This is a genomic window from Streptomyces sp. NPDC048192 (genome assembly GCF_043202415.1).
Classification (GTDB): domain Bacteria; phylum Actinomycetota; class Actinomycetes; order Streptomycetales; family Streptomycetaceae; genus Streptomyces.
The window spans coordinates 277,539-292,744 of record NZ_JBIDAL010000006.1 but is presented as its reverse complement, the minus strand read 5'-3'; the positions used below and the strand labels follow the sequence as shown (position 1 = coordinate 292,744).

14 protein-coding genes are annotated in these 15,206 nt (G+C 73.8%); 9 read left to right on the top strand and 5 right to left on the bottom strand.

All coding sequences use genetic code 11. From position 1 onward, the window contains the following. Positions 1 to 155 precede the first annotated feature (155 nt). From ACGFZN_RS14705 to ACGFZN_RS14685, 5 genes are all read left to right on the top strand, one after another. Positions 156 to 2,546: a hypothetical protein gene (locus ACGFZN_RS14705; RefSeq protein WP_393858801.1), complete on the top strand. Its 2,391-nt coding sequence runs from the start codon at positions 156 to 158 to the stop codon at positions 2,544 to 2,546. A gap of 141 nt (positions 2,547 to 2,687) precedes the next feature. Next, the gene (locus tag ACGFZN_RS14700; protein ID WP_393858800.1) at positions 2,688 to 3,617 is read left to right on the top strand and encodes an ABC transporter ATP-binding protein; all 930 of its coding nucleotides are present in this window, start codon (positions 2,688 to 2,690) and stop codon (positions 3,615 to 3,617) included. Then, positions 3,614 to 4,354, top strand: a complete 741-nt coding sequence (locus ACGFZN_RS14695) for an ABC transporter permease (RefSeq protein WP_393858799.1) — start codon at positions 3,614 to 3,616, stop codon at positions 4,352 to 4,354. The genes ACGFZN_RS14700 and ACGFZN_RS14695 overlap by 4 nt, the downstream gene beginning before the upstream one ends. Positions 4,355 to 4,359: 5 nt before the next feature. Next, on the top strand, positions 4,360 to 5,535 hold the full coding sequence (locus ACGFZN_RS14690; RefSeq protein ID WP_393858991.1) for a sensor histidine kinase: 1,176 nt from the start codon (positions 4,360 to 4,362) through the stop codon (positions 5,533 to 5,535). A 10-nt stretch (positions 5,536 to 5,545) separates the two neighbouring features. Further along, positions 5,546 to 6,160: a response regulator gene (locus tag ACGFZN_RS14685; protein ID WP_393858798.1), complete on the top strand. Its 615-nt coding sequence runs from the start codon at positions 5,546 to 5,548 to the stop codon at positions 6,158 to 6,160. A gap of 4 nt (positions 6,161 to 6,164) precedes the next feature. Here ACGFZN_RS14685 and ACGFZN_RS14680 read toward each other — a convergent pair whose 3' ends face one another. Together ACGFZN_RS14680 and ACGFZN_RS14675 are read right to left on the bottom strand one after the other, a co-directional pair. After that, positions 6,165 to 7,031, bottom strand: a complete 867-nt coding sequence (locus ACGFZN_RS14680; protein ID WP_393858797.1) for a tetratricopeptide repeat protein — start codon at positions 7,029 to 7,031, stop codon at positions 6,165 to 6,167. 646 nt (positions 7,032 to 7,677) lie between these two features. Next, positions 7,678 to 8,763 (bottom strand): GNAT family N-acetyltransferase, encoded by a 1,086-nt coding sequence (locus ACGFZN_RS14675; protein ID WP_393858796.1) that lies wholly within the window; start codon positions 8,761 to 8,763, stop codon positions 7,678 to 7,680. 140 nt (positions 8,764 to 8,903) lie between these two features. Here ACGFZN_RS14675 and fdxA point away from each other — a divergent pair, with 140 nt between their 5' ends. Then, complete coding sequence (fdxA, locus tag ACGFZN_RS14670) at positions 8,904 to 9,224, top strand: ferredoxin (RefSeq protein WP_014674796.1); 321 nt, start codon at positions 8,904 to 8,906, stop codon at positions 9,222 to 9,224. A gap of 132 nt (positions 9,225 to 9,356) precedes the next feature. Beyond that, a complete protein-coding gene (locus ACGFZN_RS14665; protein WP_393858795.1) occupies positions 9,357 to 10,454 on the top strand; it encodes a bifunctional succinyldiaminopimelate transaminase/glutamate-prephenate aminotransferase in 1,098 nt (365 codons plus the stop codon). Between the two features lie 70 nt (positions 10,455 to 10,524). Here ACGFZN_RS14665 and ACGFZN_RS14660 read toward each other — a convergent pair whose 3' ends face one another. Together ACGFZN_RS14660 and ACGFZN_RS14655 are read right to left on the bottom strand one after the other, a co-directional pair. Continuing rightward, entirely contained in the window at positions 10,525 to 10,941 is a 417-nt protein-coding gene (locus tag ACGFZN_RS14660; protein ID WP_393858794.1) for an ATP-binding protein, read from the bottom strand. Between the two features lie 287 nt (positions 10,942 to 11,228). Beyond that, on the bottom strand, positions 11,229 to 12,215 hold the full coding sequence (locus tag ACGFZN_RS14655) for a heavy metal transporter (protein ID WP_393858793.1): 987 nt from the start codon (positions 12,213 to 12,215) through the stop codon (positions 11,229 to 11,231). A gap of 97 nt (positions 12,216 to 12,312) precedes the next feature. On the opposite strand from ACGFZN_RS14655, the gene dapE reads away from it, so the two are divergent. Together dapE and ACGFZN_RS14645 are read left to right on the top strand one after the other, a co-directional pair. Beyond that, on the top strand, positions 12,313 to 13,392 hold the full coding sequence (gene dapE / locus ACGFZN_RS14650; protein ID WP_393858792.1) for a succinyl-diaminopimelate desuccinylase: 1,080 nt from the start codon (positions 12,313 to 12,315) through the stop codon (positions 13,390 to 13,392). A 105-nt stretch (positions 13,393 to 13,497) separates the two neighbouring features. After that, positions 13,498 to 14,256 carry a TIGR00730 family Rossman fold protein gene (locus tag ACGFZN_RS14645; protein WP_393858791.1) on the top strand — a complete coding sequence of 253 codons (759 nt, stop codon included), beginning with the start codon at positions 13,498 to 13,500 and terminating at the stop codon, positions 14,254 to 14,256. A gap of 59 nt (positions 14,257 to 14,315) precedes the next feature. On the opposite strand, the gene folP is transcribed toward ACGFZN_RS14645, so the two are convergent. After that, on the bottom strand, positions 14,316 to 15,176 hold the full coding sequence (gene folP, locus ACGFZN_RS14640) for a dihydropteroate synthase (protein ID WP_393858790.1): 861 nt from the start codon (positions 15,174 to 15,176) through the stop codon (positions 14,316 to 14,318). Between the last annotated feature and the right edge of the window lie 30 nt (positions 15,177 to 15,206).

Below are 15,206 nucleotides of genomic sequence, written 5' to 3'. Positions count from 1 at the left end.
CACTTCGCCATGGGACGCGCGTGCGAGTCCGGTGTGGGTTTCCTCAGTGGTCATGGGATAAGCGGCAGAGGCGGCCAGTATGGTGGTGCGCGCCGCCGAGCCGCCCGAGCTGGTTGAGGTCGAACGGGCGGCGAAGCCAACTGGGAGAACCTGCCTTGAGTCGTGAAACTGACACTCCGTCCACCGGGCCCAACGGGCGCGGCGGAGCCGCGTACCCCTCCGGCACGCCGCCGTACGGGACCCCCATGGCTTCCGGCGACGGTACGGACGCGAGCCGTCCGGGCACGCGGCCGGAGGAGAAGAAGACCGAGACCACGCTGACGACCCGGATCCGGATCAACATCCCCGGGTCCCGGCCCATCCCGCCGGTCGTGGTGCGCAAGCCCGTCGCGGAGAGCGACGTCGCCGGGGACGAGGCGCCCGCCGCCGACACCCGGTCGGCGGCCGACCGCACGGCGGCCCCCGCAGCCGAGGCCCCGGCCGAACCCGGGGGCCAGGGCGAGGAGAAGACCAGCGACTGGTTCGCGCCCCGCAAGTCGGCCGCCGCCAAGGGCGGTCCGGGTGGCGGCGGCACGAACGGGGCCGGAATGTCCGCTGGTTCCGGTTCGCCCGGCAGTGCGCCGGCCACCCGTCCGGGTGGAGCGGAAGCACCGGGTACGACCGGTACCACCGGCGCACGCCCCGGTGGCAGCCGGCCCGGCAGCGGGCGCCCCGGCGGTGTGGTCGGCTCCATGAGCGTGCCGGGCGCCCGCCCCGGCGCCTCGAACGGCAAGGGCCTGCCCGGCGCCACCGGCGGCCCCGTCGCCCCGGGACACGGCGGCGGCACCGGCTCCTTCGACGTGACCGAGGCCCTGAACGCGGGCCCGCTCGGCGGCGGCTCCCGCTCCGGCGGCCCCGGCGGCGAGCCCCGCCGCGACGACCTGCCGTACTTCGCGGAGAACGCCGAGCAGGACGGCTTCGGCGGCTCCGGCGCGAGCGGCTCCGACGGCTACGGCGGCGGCGCGAGCCGGAACGGTTTCCCCGGCACCGGCCCGAGCGACCACGACGGCCTCGGCGCCCCGGCGGGCAGCGGCCCGGCCGGCGGAGCCGGCGGCCTCGGCGGCTTCAACGGCCCGCACGGCCACGGCGGCCACGGCGGCCCGCAGGGCCCGGCCGGCCCCACCAGCGGCCCGGTCACGGGCGACGGCCCCCTCGCCCCCTCGGGCGGCGAAGCGTTCGACCGCGGCCCGCTCGGCGGCGGCTACGACGCGCCCGGCGACCAGGGCTCCGAGCCGCAGCGCAGCGCCCTCGCCGACCTCGCCGACCTCGAAGGCCCGGCACGGCCCGGCGGTCCCGGTGCGCACGGCGCCGGTCCCGGCGGGCTCGGCCCGGGCGGCGGGCTCAGCGACGACACCGCGATCCTCACCCCGCAGAAGCCGGCCCCCGAACCGGGCACGCCCGCCTACCGCCCGGCCGACAACATCTCCGGGCACACCGTCACCAGCGGCATCCCGGTCGTCCCCGGCGCCGCCCCGTACGGCGGCCCCTCGTCCGGCGGCCCGGCCACGCCGCCCGCGTCCCAGCCCGCCGGCGCTCCCAAGGCGCAGGCCAAGCCGAAGAAGAAGGGCCGCAGCAAGCTGGTGCTGCTGGGCGTCGGCGTGGTCGTCGTCGCGGGCGGCGCCTACTGCGCCGGACTGCTGATGAACCGCACCGACGTGCCCAAGGGCACCACGGTCCTCGGCCTGGACATCGGCGGCGGCACCCGCGACGACGCCGTCAAGAAGCTCGACGACGCCTTCGGCGGCCGGGTCGACAAGCCCCTCAAGCTCGACGTCGGCGGCCGGACGGTCAGCATCACCCCCGAGAACGCCGGGCTCCAGTTCGACTTCCAGGACACCGTGAGCAAGGCCGCGACCAGCGACTACAACCCGGTGCACGTCATCGGGTCGCTCTTCGGGCAGAAGCGGGTGATCGAGCCGTCGATGCCGGTGGACGAGGAGAAGCTCCAGGCAGCCCTGCAGCAGGCCGGCGGCGGCTCCGGCTCGGTCGTCGAGGGCGGCATCGACTTCAAGCCCGGCCGGGCGGTCGCCGTCTACGGCAAGGCGGGCAAGGCCATCGACGCCGGCCGGTCGGCCCAGGCCATCGAACAGGCCTACCGCACCCTGGTCGAGACGGACTCCGCGACCCCGGTCACCGTCCCGACGACCACCAGGCAGCCGACGGTGTCGAACGCGGCGGTCGACCAGGAGATGAAGGAGTTCGCGGAGCCGGCGATGTCGGCCAAGGTGACCGTGTCGGCGGGCGCCGGGCACGTGGTGCTGATGAGCCCGGAGAAATCCCTCTGGAAGTTCCTCAGGGTGGTGCCCACCGCGGACGGCAAGCTGATCGACAAACCCGACCTGAACGCCCTGAAGCAGCTCTACGGCGGCGCCTTCGACGGCGTGCTCATCACCCGCGCCAACGGCAAGAAGACGGCGGTCACCCCGCAGGACGTCTACGTCGCCCTGCGCCAGGCCCTGATCAGCAAGACCAACCGGGTGGCGGTCATCCAGACCAACCCGAGTTAGTCCAGCGGTACAAGGGGGCGCCCGACGGCACCGGGCGCCCCCTTCGCCGTACCGTCACCCGGCCCGTATGACATCTGTCATCCGGCACTCGGGACCCCCGACACTGCCCCGGTACCCGCCCCCGCCGCGAGCATGGACGCCATGACGACAACTGCGGCACCGGCCACCATCACCCCGGTGGTCGGCTTCGACCAGGTGACCAAGACGTACGGGAGCGTCCGGGCCGTCGACGGGCTCTCGCTCCGGTTGTACCCGGGCGAGACCGTCGCCCTGCTCGGCCCGAACGGGGCCGGCAAGTCCACCACGCTCGACCTGCTCCTCGGTCTGAAGCACCCCGACAGCGGCACGGTGCGCCTGTTCGGCGGCGCCCCCCGTGACGCGATCGTCGCCGGGCGGGTCGGCGCCATGCTGCAGAGCGGCGGGCTGATGGACGAGGTCACCGTCGAGGAACTGGTGAAGCTGTCCTGCGCGCTGCACCCGAAGCCGTACAAGGCGGCGGACGTGATGGCCCGCGCGGGCATCGCGCAGATCGCCGACCGCAAGGTCAACAAGCTCTCCGGCGGCCAGTCCCAGCGCGTCCGGTTCGCGCTCGCCACCGCCGGCGACAGCGACCTGATCATCCTGGACGAGCCGACCACCGGCATGGACGTCTCCGCCCGCCAGGCCTTCTGGGCCACCATGCGCGAGCAGGCCGACCAGGGCCGTACCGTCCTGTTCGCCACCCACTACCTCGAAGAGGCCGACGCGATCGCGGACCGGGTGCTGGTGCTGCACCGCGGGCGGCTCCTCGCCGACGGCACCGCCGCCGAGATCAAGGCCAAGGCGGGCGCCCGGCGGGTCTCCTTCGACCTGGAGGGCGAGATCGACGAGGCCGCCCTGCGCGCCCTGCCGTTCCTGACGTCGATCGACGTGTCGGGCCAGACCGTGCGCATCCAGTCGTCCGACGCCGACGCCACCGTGCACGCCCTGTACGGCCTCGGCGTCTACCCCCGCAACCTCGAAGTCGCCGGGCTCGGTCTGGAGCAGGCCTTCGTCGCCATCACGGAGGCCGAGGAGGCCAAGCAGTCGTGAACGCCCTGATCAAGCTGGAACTGGCCCGCGCCTTCCGGAACAAGAAGTTCCTGTTCTTCTCGGTGCTCTACCCCTCGATCCTCTTCCTGATCTTCTCCAGCAGCTCCGGCTCCACCTCCAAGGTCGACGGCACCGGCCTGACCGTCGCCACCTACCTGATGGTCTCCATGGCCTCCTTCGGCGCGCTGACCGCCGTCCTGATGGGCAACAGCGAGCGCATCGCCAAGGAGCGCGAGAGCGGCTGGGTACGGCAGCTGCGGCTGACCTCGCTGCCGGGGCGCGGCTACGTCCTCGCCAAGACCGCCAGCGCCGCCGTGGTGAGCCTGCCGTCGATCGTGGTGGTGTTCCTGGCCGCCGCCGTGCTCAAGCACGTTCACCTGGACGCCTGGCAGTGGGCCGCCCTCACCGGGGTCATCTGGGCCGGCAGCCTGGTCTTCGCCGCGCTCGGCGTCGCCATCGGCTACCTCGCCTCCGGTGACGCGGTCCGTCCGATCACGATGATCGTCTACTTCGGTCTGTCGATCCTCGGCGGCCTGTGGATGCCCTCCACCACCTTCCCCAAGGTGCTCCAGGACATCGCGAAATGGCTGCCCACGCACGCGTACGCTGCACTGGGGCGGTCGATCGAGCAGAGCCAGGCCCCGCGCGCCACGGACATCGCCGTCCTCGCCGTCTACTTCGTCCTGTTCGCGGGCGGCGCCGCCTGGCTGTACCGGAAGGACACGCTGAAGGCGTGAGCACGATGACGGAAGACCAGCGGGCCCCCGAGCGGCGGCCGGAGCACCAGGTGCGGATCGGCCAGGGGCCGCGCAACCGGCGCGAGCTGGTGGTCAAGACACTGTGGATCGGGGTCTGGCTGGTCTTCCTCAGCTCCCCGGTCAGGGATCTCGCCTCCGGCCGGCACACCACGGCCGCCACGGTCGCGGGCGGACTCGGCCTCGCCGCCTTCGTCACCGCCTACCTCACGCTGGTCTTCCGGAACATCGGCCGGCCCTTCACCCCCCGTGTCGTCGTCTCCCTGCTCGCGGTCCTCGCCGTCCTCGCGCCCCTGCTGACGTACGGCCTCGGCGGCGCGTGGGCCGGCCTGTTCGTCTACCTGTCGGTCGCCTGCGGGGCGACCCTGCCGGTCCGCGCCGCGTTCTGGGCGATCCCGGCGGCGACCGTGATCATGTACCTGTCCGGACTGCGCTGGGACGTGAAGCCGGACGAGAGCATGCTCCTCGTCCCGCTGATCGGGTTCGCGATGGTCGGGGTCGGCCAGCTCATCCGCACGACCGTCGAGCTGCAGAAGGCGCGGGCCACCGTCGCCCACCTCGCCGCCAACGAGGAGCGGCTGCGGCTCGCCCGGGACCTGCACGACCTGCTCGGCCACTCGCTGTCCCTGATCACGCTGAAGAGCGAGCTGGCCGGCCGGATGCTGCCCGGCGATCCCGACAAGGCGGCCCGGCAGGTCGCCGACATCGAGCAGGTCAGCCGGCAGGCGCTGGTCGACGTGCGGGAGGCCGTCACCGGCTACCGGCGGCCCCGGCTCGCCGCCGAACTCGCCGGCGCCCAGGTCGCCCTGACCGCCGCCGGCGTCGTCGCCGAGGTCCCCGCCGAGCCCGACCTCACCGGCGTCCCCGAGCAGTCCGAGTCGGCGCTCGCCTGGGCGCTGCGCGAGGCGGTCACCAACGTGGTCCGGCACAGCGGCGCCGAGAAGTGCCTCGTCCAGCTGGTCCGGCGGCAGACCCTGGACGGCGCGATGCTCGAACTCTCCGTCGAGGACGACGGATCCGGCGGCGCCGGCGGCGTTCCCGGCAACGGTCTGACCGGGCTGATGGAGCGGCTGGAGAAGGCCGGCGGCACCCTGGAGGCGGGCCGGATCAAGCGCGGTTTCCGGCTCGTCGCCCGCGTCCCGGCGGCCCCCGCGGAGACGTAGGATCCGGGGCATGACGAGCCCGATCAAGGTCCTGCTGGCCGAGGACCAGTCGATGGTCCGCGAGGCCCTGGCCGCGCTGCTCGGCCTGGAGGACGACATCCAGGTCGTCGCCCAGGTCGCGCGCGGCGACCAGGTGCTCGCGGCCGTCGGCGCGCACGGCGTGGACGTGGCGCTGCTCGACATCGAGATGCCCGGTTGCACCGGCATCGAGGCGGCCGCACAGGTCCACCGGGAGTTCCCGCGGGTCAAGCTGGTCGTCCTCACCACCTTCGGCCGCCCCGGCTATCTGCGCAGCGCCATGGAGGCGGGCGCCGACGCCTTCCTCGTCAAGGACGCCCCGGCCGCGCAGCTCGCCGAGGCGATCCGCAAGGTGCTGGCCGGTGAGCGGGTCATCGACCCCACGCTCGCCGCCGCCGCGCTCGCCGAGGGCGCCAATCCGCTCACCGAGCGCGAACGCGAGGTGCTCCGCGCGGCCGCCGACGGCTCGACCAACGCCGAGCTGGCCACGACCCTGCACCTGTCCCAGGGCACGGTCCGCAACTACCTCTCCACGGCCATCCAGAAGCTGGCGGTGCGCAACCGGGCGGAGGCGGTGCGCACGGCACGGGAGAAGGGCTGGCTGTGACGGCTCAGTTGAGCATCGCCCGCGCGGTGTGCGCCTGCTGCCGCACCTTCTGCGCGGACGACTCGTCCACCACCTCGATCAGGTCGGCGTAGTACTCCAGTTCCTCGGCACCCGAGGCGAACTCGCCGCGCTGCACGAGGAGTTGACCCCTCTCGTAGCGCAGCCGCGCCGGGTGGGCGGGCACCAGCAGCGCCAGTTCCACGGCCCACAGGGCGACGTCGGAGCGCTCGGGGCGGGCAGCGGCCCAGGCCCGGATGTTGTTCAGGATCCGATGGACGATCTCCAGCGGTGCCGCGGGCCGCAGCATCGAGGCGTCCAGCGGCGCCCCGGTGGCCCCCACCACCAGCGTCTCCGCGTCGCTCCCGGTCAGCACCCGGCCCCCGTCGAACGGATCGGCCAGCACCTGCTCCTCGGGCGGTCCGAAGCCCACCACGAAGTGGCCCGGCAGCGCCACCCCGTACACCGGGGCGCCCGCCCGCCGCGCGACCTCCAGCCACACCACCGACAGCAGGATCGGCAGCCCGCGCCGCCGGCGCAGCACCTCGTGCAGCAGGGAGGACTCCAGGCGCTGGTAGTCGCCGGGCGTGCCGTGGAAGTCGTGGCGCGCGCCGAGCAGCCGCCGTACCGCCTCCGCCCAGGCGGCCGGTCCGCCCGGCCGGTACGGCAGCTCGCCCGCGAGCCGGTCCAGCTCCAGCTGCGCGGCGTCGATCCCGGCCTCGTCCAGCGAGCGGTCCGCCCCGGCGCCGATCAGCAGGCACAGCGCCGCCAGGTCCGGCCGCTCGGACCGGGCCTCGTCGGCGAACCTCCGGCACAACTCGGCCGCCCGCTCCGGCGGAGGCGGATACGGCGGCGGCAGATACGGGGGACGCATGCCAGGCTCATGCCCTTTCGAGACGGTTTCTACGACCGTTCCGGCCCGACGGCTCGTGCGGCCGGACACCGGTGACCGAGAGCGCGGTGTGCGCCAGCTCGTGCGGCCGGGGGAGAGGACCGGTGTGCAGGGGCCGGCGGACGCGCCGAGTCCCGGCCGGGCGCCCGGAGGGTCCCGGTGCTCGGCCGACCCTTGCCGCCCGGTCCACCGGATCCATGCCGGCACCGAGCCCGGCACCGGGCTGCGCCGCCCCGCCCGCTTTCACCGGCCGACCGTCCGAGGGTTCGGTCGGCTCGCGGTCCTCGGTCTGCGCGTCCGCCGGGCCCGGCACCCGCCCGCGCCACCATCCGCCGTTCCGCCCGCTTTCACCGACTGCCGTCCGTGGGCTCGGCCGGGTCCCGGACCTCGGTGCGCGCGTCCGCCGGGGCCCGGCGGCTCGTGCGGACGGACGCTGGTCCGCATGCCCGGCCGTTGCGTTCGGGGGAGAGGACCCGTGTGCAGGGGCCGGCGGACGCGCCCGAGTCCCGGGCCGGGTGCCCGGCGGTGCCGGTGCTCGCCCCGCCCTTGCCGCCCGGCCCCCGGATCCATGCCGGCGCCGGGCCCGGCACCCGCCCGCGCCACACCGCCCCCGCCACTCCGCCCGCTTTCACCGACTGCCGTCCGTGGGCTCGGCCGGGTCCCGGGCCTCGGTGTGCGCGTTCGCCGGGGTCGGTCCGGCGGGCTCGGAGGGGGCCCGGTAGTGGTGGTAGGCGTGGTGCGGGGTGAAGCCGAGTGCGGCGTAGAGGGTGCGGGCGGCCTCGTTGTCCGTCTCCACCTGGAGCCAGGCCGCCGAGGCGCCCTCGTCCAGGGCCCGGCGGGCCAGCGCGGCCATCACCTCCGTGGCGAGGCCCTCCCGGCGCCGGCCGGGGTCCACCTCGACCGCCGCGAAACCGGCCCAGCGCCCGTCCACGACGCACCGCCCGATCGCCGCCGGCGGCTCGCCGGCGGCGCCGGGCACCGTCGCGAACCACACCGACGGACCAGCGCCCAGCACCCGGAGGGCCACCTCGCTCACCCCCTTGCGCCGGTACCGGGCGAGCCACGCCTCGTCCACCTTCCGGGACAGCACCACACCGGCGCCCTCGGCCCGGTCCGCGACCGGCGCGAGCGCACCGGTCCACAGCTCGGCGGTCACCTCCCGCACCCAGCCGCGCCGCTCCAGCTCCGCGCACAGCAGTTCCTGCGTGCCCTCGGCGCCGGTGGCCGTCTGGACGTAGGCGGGCAGGCCGCGCTCGCCGTACCAGCGCCGTACGGCCGCGAGGGCCGCGTCGAGGGGGAGGCCCGGGGCGCCCAGCGGCAGCACGCTGTTGGCGCGCCGCGTGAAACCCTGCTGCCCGACCTCGACCGCCGCGCGCAGCACCCACCCGCCGAACAGCTCCGTCTCCAGCGGCTGCCAGCCGCGCGAGGCGACCCCCGCCAGTTCCTCGTACGACGCGGCGGGCCCGCGGCGGCGCGCCGGAGCGGCCGGCACGACCTTGCCCGCGACCAGGGCAGACTCGGCGATCCGGACACTCCGCCCATCCCGCCGTGTGATCATGAGCACGCCCTGATCCCATGATGTGAGAACACCCACCGTGTCGGTGAACTTCTCTTGCGCCGCACCAGGTTCGCTCAAGCGCCGTACCGAGACACGTTTCCCCACGTCAGCAGGGGTGATTCGGACTTCAAGGCGTCCTGTCGCCGAGATTTCCACTGGTCAGTTCACCCCTCCTGTTCGGATCATGCTCCGGAACGGAGATACTAGGGGCGGGCATCGACGACGCCGCGCTCCCGCGCGCCAGGCGGCGGAGCCTGAGGAGGCCCGCCAGCGCCCTATCGAGGAGGAACGACAGCGTGACCTACGTCATCGCGCAGCCTTGTGTCGACGTCAAGGACAAGGCGTGCATCGAGGAGTGCCCGGTCGACTGCATCTACGAGGGCCAGCGGTCCTTGTACATCCACCCGGACGAATGCGTCGACTGTGGTGCCTGTGAGCCGGTCTGCCCGGTCGAGGCGATCTTCTACGAGGACGACGTCCCGGAGGAGTGGAAGGACTACTACAAGGCGAACGTCGAGTTCTTCGACGAGCTCGGCTCTCCCGGCGGCGCCAGCAAGCTGGGGCTGATCGAGCGCGACCACCCCTTCGTCGCCGCGCTGCCGCCGCAGGGCGAGTGACCGTCTGAGCGCCAAGCGGCCGCCTGCCACGCAGCGCCGCGCCGCCTCGGTCCCGTACGGCCCGATCACCCCGATCAGCGCCGCACGGGACCGAGGCGTTTGCCGCACCGTACGAAAGTGAGCCTGATTCCCGTGTCCGCAGTCTCCGACCGGCTCCCCACCTTCCCCTGGGACAAGCTGGAGCCGTACAAGAAGACGGCCGCCGCGCACCCCGACGGGATCGTCGACCTCTCCGTGGGCACCCCGGTCGACCCGGTGCCGGAACTGATCCAGAAGGCCCTGGTCGACGCGGCCGACTCCCCGGGCTACCCGACCGTCTGGGGCACCCCCGCACTGCGCGACGCGATCACCGGCTGGCTGGAGCGCCGCCTGGGCGCCCGCGGCCTCACCCACCGGCACGTCCTGCCGGTCGTCGGCTCCAAGGAGCTGGTCGCCTGGCTGCCCACCCAGCTGGGCCTCGGCCCCGGCGACAGGGTGGCCTACCCGCGCCTCGCCTACCCCACCTACGAGGTCGGCGCCCGCCTCGCCCGCGCCGGCTACGAGGCGTACGACGACCCGCGCGACCTCGACCCCGCGGGCCTGAAGCTGCTGTGGCTGAACTCCCCGTCCAACCCGACGGGCAAGGTCATCCCCCAGCGGGAGCTGACGGACATCGTCGCCTGGGCCCGCGCCCACGGCGTCCTGCTGTTCTCCGACGAGTGCTACCTGGAGCTGGGCTGGGAGGCCGACCCGGTCTCCGTCCTGCACCCGGACGTCAACGGCGGCTCCTACGACGGCATCGTCGCCGTCCACTCCCTGTCCAAGCGCTCCAACCTGGCCGGCTACCGCGCCGCCTTCATCGCCGGCGACCCGGCCGTGCTGGGCCCGCTGCTGGAGATCCGCAAGCACGGCGGCATGATGACCAGCGCTCCGACGCAGGCGGCCGTGGTGGCCGCCCTCGGCGACGACACCCACGTCCACGAGCAGCGCGAGCGCTACGCCGCCCGCCGCGAGGCCCTCCGTGCCGCCCTGCTCGGCCACGGCTTCCGCATCGAACACAGCGAGGCCAGCCTCTACCTGTGGGCCACCCGCGACGAGTCCTGCTGGCAGACGGTCGCCCACCTGGCCGATCTCGGCATCCTCGTGGCGCCGGGCGACTTCTACGGCGCGGCGGGCGAGAACTTCGTCCGCGTGGCCCTGACGGCGACGGACGAACGCGTTCAGGCGGCGGTGTCCCGCCTCGCGGCATAACCGACAAGGCGACGGGGTCCAGGGAAACGCCCTGGACCCCGTCGCCTTCGTGCCCGGTGGCGGCGGACCGTCAGCCGCCCAGCGGCAGCCCCTGCACCGGCAGCTTCGGCAGTCCGCCCTTGGTGACGTTGCCCGCGGCGCCCCCGACGACCTCCCCGGCCACCCCGGCGGTGTCGCCCGCGGCCTTCTGCGCCACCGGCGCCGTCTTCTTCAGGGCCCCGCCGGCGCTCTTGCCCGCGGCCGGCACCGTCTGCTCGACCGCCTTGCCGCCCGCGTGGCCCGCGAGCGAGGTGACGTTCTGCGCGGCACTGTCGACGGTGCTGCCCGCCTGCGCGGTGTCCAGGGCGCTCAGGCCACCGAGGTTCGGGAGCGCCGCCGGCTGGTTCGTGGCCGCACCGGCGGAGCCGGCCGCACCGACCCCGGCTGCCGCTCCCGCTGCGACGAGCAGCGCGGCACGGGCGATCCGGCGGGTCAGGGGGAGGGACATGATGCTCCATTCGACGGGAGAGAACGATGTCTGCGTCCGGGCCCGCTTCCGGGACCGGACGCCGTGACTACCGCTCGAAGTCCCCGAAGGTTGCGGACGCCCCAGGTAAAGAATGGATAACGCATCGCATTATCGGGTGTGGATAAAAACGGGCAAAGAACGTCTCACGGAAATGCCGCAGAATCCTTACGGCCCTTGATTTCCCGGGCTTTCCCGAGCCGCCGCGCACGCCACCCGTACGGCGGTCGACAGCGGCGCCGCGCAACCCGTCCGAGTGACCGCTCGTACTACTGTCCGGTCACGATCCGGACGACGTCCGCGGACTGCGCCGCACCGCCGGCCCCGTCGGCGGCCACCGGCTTCCACCCGCCCCCGCCGCTCTGCGCGGTCCACTCCCGGCCCGCGTACGACACCCGCTGGATGTGCAGCGCCGAGGAGTTGGCCACCGCCCACTGCGCCAGCTGCCAGCCCCGCCGGCCGCGCCCGGTCGCGTCCGCCTCGGCGTCCTGCGGCACCGGCACGGTCACGGTCCGGCCCTGCGCCGTCGCGGTCACGCTCGGCGCCGGGGACGGCGACGGCACCGGCGTGCCGCCCACCTGCGCCCCGGTCTCCTGCAGCGCGTCCCGCCCGAAGTCCCGTACCAGCGCGGCCCGTACCGCGTCCGGGCCGGTCGCCGAGGCGGTGGCGGCCGGGCGCCCGTCGCAGGTCAGCGTGGCCGCCGCACGCCCGGTCAGCGCCGCCGCGAGCAGCTCGGCGTCCGGCTCGTGCTTGGCGTAGGCCTCCGGAAAGCCGCTGCGCTGCACCTCCTGGGCCGCCTCGGTCAGCGGCAGGTCGGTGTAGTGCGGCACCTTGGCCAGGTGCGCGTAGAAGATGCCCGCCGCGTACGTCGGGTCCATGATCTGCCGCTCGGTGCCCCAGCCCTGCGAGGGCCGCTGCTGGAACAGGCCGAGCGAGTCCCGGTCGCCGTGCGCTATGTTGCGCAGCCCCGACTCCTGCAGCGCGGTCGCCAGCGCGATGGTGACGGCCCGCTCGGGCATGTTGCGCCCGGTGCCGACGGCCGCGATCGTCGCCGCGTTCTCCGCCTGCTCCGGCGTGAACTCGAACGACTTCTCGTCACCGTCGGCCGAGACCACCTTGCAGCCGCGCGCTCCGCCGCCTCCGGTGACGTACTGCACCACGAGGTACGCGGCGACCGAGCACAGGACCAACAGGGCCGCGACGTAACGCAGGAGACGGCCGCGGCGCTTGGGACGGGTGGGGGACGGCTCTGACACGCGTATCAAGGTACTGGAGCCCCGACGGACCCTCACCGCGGGTTCTCGGACAGCGCTTGCCGCCGGCCCCCGCGACCGGCGCGCTAGGGTCGGGGCCATGGCCGACACCTCGCTTGACCTCACGCTCGACGCCGCCGCGCTCACCGCCCAACTAGTGGACTTCCCCTCGGAGAGCGGCACCGAGAAGCCGCTCGCGGACGCGATCGAGCACGCCCTGCGCGCCCTGCCGCACCTGACGGTCGACCGCTACGGCAACAACGTGGTCGCCCGTACGGACCTGGGCCGCGCCGAGCGGGTCATCCTGGCCGGCCACATCGACACCGTCCCCATCGCGGACAACGTGCCCTCGCGCCTGGACGACGACGGCGTGCTGTGGGGCTGCGGCACCTGCGACATGAAGTCGGGCGTCGCGGTGCAGCTGCGCATCGCGGCCACGGTCCCCGCCCCCAACCGGGACATCACCTTCATCTTCTACGACAACGAAGAGGTCGCCGCCGACCTGAACGGCCTCAGGCACGTGGCCCTGGCCCACCCCGAGTGGCTCCAGGGCGACTTCGCGGTCCTGCTGGAGCCCTCCGACGGCGAGGTGGAGGGCGGCTGCCAGGGCACGCTGCGGGTGCTGCTGAGGACGAAGGGCGAGCGCGCCCACTCCGCGCGCGGCTGGATGGGCTCCAACGCCATCCACGCCGCCGCCCCCGTCCTGGCCCGCCTGGCCGCGTACGAGCCGCGCCACCCGGTGATCGACGGCCTGGAGTACCGCGAGGGCCTGAACGCGGTCGGCATCTCCGGCGGCGTGGCGGGCAACGTCATCCCCGACGAGTGCGTGGTGACCGTCAACTTCCGCTACGCCCCCGACCGCACCGAGGAGGAGGCGATCGCGCACGTCCGCGAGGTGTTCGCGGACTGCGGGGTGGAGGAGTTCGTGGTCGACGACCACAGCGGCGGCGCCCTGCCCGGCCTGTCCCACCCGGCCGCCGCGGCCTTCATCGAGGCGGTGGGCGGCACCCCGCGGCCCAAGTACGGCTGGACGGACGTCTCCCGCTTCTCCGCGCTCGGCGTCCCCGCCGTCAACTACGGCCCCGGCAACCCCCATCTGGCCCACAAGCGGGACGAGCGGGTGGAGACGGCGAAGATCCTCGCGGGCGAGGAGCGCCTGCGCAACTGGCTCACCGCCTGAAGGCGCCCGCACGGCGCATCGTGTGCCGGACATGCGCAGGTCCCCCCTCCGTAACCGGCGTGGATCTACGCTGAGGTGGAACCACCCGCAACGGAGGGAGCGCACATGCCTACCGGCAACCCCGAGGGGAAGAAGATTCCGCCGGACGAGCAGCGGCTCGGACCGGTCCTCCGACGGCGTGGACAGGTGACACCCAGCACGACCGACCAGCGCCTGCTGGACGAGCGCGCCCCCACCGACTGGGTCCACACCGACCCCTGGCGGGTGCTGCGCATCCAGTCGGAGTTCATCGAGGGCTTCGGCACGCTGGCCGAACTCCCGCCCGCCATCAGCGTGTTCGGCTCGGCTCGTACGCCGGTGGACTCGCCGGAGTACGACGCGGGAGTGCGGCTCGGCCGGGGCCTGGTGGAGGCGGGCTGGGCCGTGATCACCGGCGGCGGCCCCGGGGCCATGGAGGCGGCCAACAAGGGCGCGTGCGAGGCGGGCGGCGTCTCGGTGGGCCTGGGCATCGAACTGCCCTTCGAGCAGGGTCTGAACCCGTACGTCGACATCGGCCTGAACTTCCGGTACTTCTTCGTCCGCAAGATGATGTTCGTGAAGTACGCGCAGGGTTTCGTGGTCCTGCCCGGCGGCCTGGGCACCCTCGACGAACTCTTCGAGGCCCTGACCCTGGTCCAGACCCAGAAGGTGACCCGCTTCCCGATCGTCCTGTTCGGCAGCGAGTACTGGGGCGGCCTGGTGGACTGGCTGAAGAACACGCTGGTGGCCCAGGGCAAGGCGGCGGAGAAGGACCTGCTGCTCTTCCATCTGACGGACGACGTGGCGGAAGCGGTGGCCCTGGTGTCGAAGGAGGCGGGCCGCTAGGACGGGCTGCCGGGACGGGCCGCCGGCGCGGGGCGCCAGCGGGCCCGCTCCCCGGCGGCCTAGGCGAGACCCCGCCGGGCGACCGCGGGGGCACGGTGGCCCGCGATGGACGCCACCATGTCCAGCACCTGCCGGGTCTCGGCCACCTCGTGCACCCGGTACACCTGCGCCCCGAGCCACGCCGACACCGCCGTCGTCGCCAGCGTGCCGATCAGCCGTTCCTTCACCGGCCGGTCCAGCGTCTCGCCGACGAAGTCCTTGTTGGACAGGGACACCAGCACCGGCCACCCCGTGGCGGCCATCTCGTCCAGCCGGCGCGTCGCCTCCAGGCTGTGCCGGGTGTTCTTCCCGAAGTCGTGCCCGGGGTCGATCAGCACCGACTCCCGCGGCACCCCGAGCGCGACCGCCCGCTCGGCCAGACCCAGGGTGACGTCGAGGATGTCGGCCATCACGTCGTCGTACGTCACCCGGTGCGGGCGCGTACGCGGCTGCACGCCACCCGCGTGCGTGCACACCAGCCCGACCCGGTACCGCGCGGCCACCTCCGCGAGCCCGGGGTCGACGCCGCCCCACGCGTCGTTCAGCAGATCGGCGCCCGCCTCGCACACCGCCTCGCCGACCTCGGCCCGCCAGGTGTCCACGCTGATGACCACATCGGGGAAGCGGCGCCGCACCTCCGCCACGAAGCCGACCGTGCGCCGCGCCTCCTCCTCGGCGGTGACCTCCTCGCCGGGCCCGGCCTTCACCCCGCCGATGTCGACGATCGCGGCGCCCTCGGCCACGGCCTGCTCCACGCGCGCGAGGGCCGGCTCGTCGCGGAACGTGGCCCCCTGGTCGTAGAAGGAGTCCGGAGTCCGGTTCACGATCGCCATGATCACCGGCTCGTGGGGCCCGAATTCCCGCTTGCCCAGCCTGAGCATCCGCTGTGACCTCTCCTAGTACGTCCCGCT

Coding starts and splice junctions, on each gene's coding strand:
- ACGFZN_RS14645 (WP_393858791.1), top strand. CDS start 13,498: ATGCCTACCGGCAACCCCGAGGGGAAGAAGATTCCGCCGGACGAGCAG.
- ACGFZN_RS14685 (WP_393858798.1), top strand. CDS start 5,546: ATGACGAGCCCGATCAAGGTCCTGCTGGCCGAGGACCAGTCGATGGTC.
- ACGFZN_RS14660 (WP_393858794.1), bottom strand. CDS start 10,941: ATGTCCCTCCCCCTGACCCGCCGGATCGCCCGTGCCGCGCTGCTCGTC.
- ACGFZN_RS14700 (WP_393858800.1), top strand. CDS start 2,688: ATGACGACAACTGCGGCACCGGCCACCATCACCCCGGTGGTCGGCTTC.
- folP (WP_393858790.1), bottom strand. CDS start 15,176: ATGCTCAGGCTGGGCAAGCGGGAATTCGGGCCCCACGAGCCGGTGATC.
- dapE (WP_393858792.1), top strand. CDS start 12,313: ATGGCCGACACCTCGCTTGACCTCACGCTCGACGCCGCCGCGCTCACC.
- ACGFZN_RS14680 (WP_393858797.1), bottom strand. CDS start 7,031: ATGCGTCCCCCGTATCTGCCGCCGCCGTATCCGCCTCCGCCGGAGCGG.
- ACGFZN_RS14690 (WP_393858991.1), top strand. CDS start 4,360: ATGACGGAAGACCAGCGGGCCCCCGAGCGGCGGCCGGAGCACCAGGTG.